This is a genomic window from Nocardia thailandica NBRC 100428 (assembly GCF_000308795.1).
In the GTDB taxonomy this organism is placed as follows: Bacteria; Actinomycetota; Actinomycetes; order Mycobacteriales; family Mycobacteriaceae; genus Nocardia; species Nocardia thailandica.
Window position 1 is genome coordinate 1 of sequence record NZ_BAGK01000068.1, and the last position, 2,645, is coordinate 2,645.

Annotated in this window: 3 protein-coding genes; 1 reads left to right on the forward strand and 2 read right to left on the reverse strand. The window is 74.7% G+C overall.

What is annotated here, in order from left to right; genetic code table 11:
- The coding region (locus ON36_RS07345) for a TerD family protein (protein WP_169334683.1) at positions 1 to 605 on the reverse strand (605 nt) is incomplete at its 3' end.
- 102 nt (positions 606 to 707) lie between these two features.
- On the opposite strand from ON36_RS07345, the gene ON36_RS07350 reads away from it, so the two are divergent.
- On the forward strand, positions 708 to 1,199 hold the full coding sequence (locus ON36_RS07350; protein ID WP_052313727.1) for a hypothetical protein: 492 nt from the start codon (positions 708 to 710) through the stop codon (positions 1,197 to 1,199).
- Here ON36_RS07350 and pabB read toward each other — a convergent pair.
- Positions 1,182 to 2,645, reverse strand: a 1,464-nt coding sequence (gene pabB, locus ON36_RS07355; RefSeq protein WP_043649404.1) for an aminodeoxychorismate synthase component I, incomplete at its 5' end; no start/stop codon positions are given. The two genes, ON36_RS07350 and pabB, sit on opposite strands and share 18 nt — an antisense overlap.

The following is a 2,645-nucleotide window of genomic DNA, read 5'->3' on the forward strand; positions in this document are numbered from 1 at the left end:
GCCGGGGGCTCCTCGGCCGCGGCGGGGCGCGCGCCGTGCCGCGGATACCGGGCCGCCCCGAACGGCTCCCGGCGCGGCTGGCCCGGCTCGGGCCCGGAGCCGTCGTCGTCCACCTGCACGCCGAACTCGCGGGCCAGCCCGGCGAGCCCGCCCGCCCAGCCCTGGCCGACCGCGCGGAACCGCCACTGCCCGTCGCGGCGGTAGAACTCGCCGAACATGAGGGCCCGCACGGATTCGACGTCGTCGAGGGGGAACCACGCCAGCGGCCCGTCGGCGGCGAACACCGTCACGGTCAGGTCGGTGACCTCGTCGAAGGCGCCCTCGTCCAGGGAGGCGCCGACCACGATGCGGTCGATTTCGGACTCGGTGCGCGGCAGCGAGACGCTCAGCCGCGCGGTGCCCGGCGCGGGCTCCTGGTCGAGGGTGACCGACTGGGAGATGTGGCGCGGGGCGTTGAAGAAGACGAAGTCACCGTCGCCGCGGACCCGGCCCGAGCCGTCCAGCAGCAGGGCGTGGGCGTCGAGGGCATGCGCGGACCGCCATGAAACGACCACGGCGAGAAGCGATGTCGGAACCGGCGCGTGCGCCCCCTTGGTGAGTTTCATGGTGCTCGCACTATGACATGTCCCTCCGACAGGTGCGGACACGCCGTGGTCACGCGCCCGCGCCTGCGCGCACGCGGGCGCGCGGTGCGGCACAGTGGAGGCATGACCAACCCGAAGAAGCGGGGGCGCGCGCCGGAACCGCCGCCGGAGCAGGCGGGCAGGCGGGTGCCCGGTCCCGCCGACCTGCTCTCGGCCGCCCAGGCCGCGGTGGTCGCCGCCCAGTCCGCCGCGGGACAGGCCGTCGACGCCGCCCAGCAGACCGCGGGCTACGCCTTCGACGCGGCGGTCCGGCTGCCACCGGCCTCGGCGCAGCTCGCCGCCCAGCTGCCCGATCTCGTGGAGAACCTGTCGGTGGCCATCGACCGGCTCAACAGCACCATCGACCGGCTCGACCGGACCCTGGCCCTGGCCGACCCCGCCTTCGCCGCCTACGACCGCCTGCTGCCCCGGCTCGAGGCGATGATCTCCCTCGGCGAGGACCTGTTCGGCGCCCTGGCCAAACTGCCCGGCGTCGGCCTGCTCGGCCGGCTCACCGGCCGTGGCGGGGAGGAACCCGAGCCGGAACCCCCGCCGCGCTCACGCGGCCGGAAATAGCGCGCGGAAGGTCGCCGCGGCCTTGAGCACCATCTCGTCGTACTCGTCGCCGGCGACGGAGTCGAGCACGACCGCCCCGCCCGCGCCGATGTGCCAGCGGTCGCGGTGGCGCACGGCGGTGCGGATGACGATGTTGAGGTCGGCGGTGCCGCCGAGCCCGAGGAAACCGATGGTGCCGGAGTAGATCCCGCGCGCGGCGGTCTCCAGCTCGTCCAGGATGGCCATGGTCCGCAGTTTCGGTGCGCCGGTCATCGAGCCGCCGGGGAAGCAGGCGCGGAGGCAGTCGACCACGCCCGCGTCCGGGCGCAGGGTGCCGCGCACGGTCGAGACCAGCTGGTGCAGCGTCGTGTAGGTCTCGGTCGCCATGAGCTCGGGCACGTGCACCGAGCCCACCTCGCACACCCGGCCGAGGTCGTTGCGCAGCAGGTCCACGATCATCAGGTTCTCGGCGCGGGTCTTGGGGTCGCCGGCCAGGGCGCGCCGGATGGCGTCGTCCTCGGCGGGGGAGGCCCCGCGCGGTGCGGTGCCCTTGATCGGCTTGCTCTCCACCACGCGGTCGCGGTCGATCTTGAGGAAGCGTTCGGGGGAGGAGCAGGCCACGTCGAGATCGTCGAAGCGCAGGTAGGCCGCGTAGGGGGCGGGGTTGCAGCGGCGCAGCCTGCGATAGAAGTCCAGGCCGTCGCCGGGTGTGGCGGCCACGGAGACCGCGTCGGTCAGGCAGATCTCGTAGGACTCCCCGGCGCGCAGGCGTTCCTGGCACTCGGCGATGTCGGCCAGGTAGCGGGCGCGTCCCCGCGACAGGTGCGCCTCGACCTCGGCGGGGTCGACGGCCACGTGCAGGTCCGGCGGGTTGGCCCAGGTGGGCAGGTCGGCCAGCGCGGCCTCGGTCTCGTCGAGCCACGCGGCGGCGTCGTCCGGGGCGGCGCCGGTCGTCAGCGTCAGCAGGTAGGTGCGGCCCGCCTCGTGGTCGACGACGACGAGCCGGTCGGCGAAGATCCACTGCGCGTCCGGCGTCTCGGCGCGGTGCGGCGCGGGCGCCCCGCAGTCGGCCTTGACTTCGTAGCCCAGGTAGCCGACGTAGCCGCCCGCGAAATCGAAGGGCAGGTAGGGGGTCTCGCAGTGCCGGGCGCGCAGCGCGCGATCCAGGTAGTCGAGGATGCCGCCGGGCTCGGTCCGGGTGCCCGCGGCGTCGCGGACCTCGACGACGCCCGTACCGACCCGGTAGCGCACGACCTCCGCGCACGGGCCGCTCGCGTCGCCGAGGAAGGAGAAGCGGTCGAGGCCCGGCTCGACGTGCTCGCTGTCGAGCCAGAACGCGGTGGCCGATCCGGCGTAGCGGCGCAGGAAGATGGCCTCGGTGTCGATGGCGCGCTCGATCACCCGGTGCCCGAGCCGGTACCGGGTCACCGGTTCGGCGGGCGCGGCCGCGCGCGCCGGGCCGCGCAC

What these genes read in the sequence shown, in the direction of transcription:
- ON36_RS07350 (WP_052313727.1), top strand. Translation starts at nt 708, where the DNA reads ATGACCAACCCGAAGAAGCGGGGGCGCGCGCCGGAACCGCCGCCGGAG.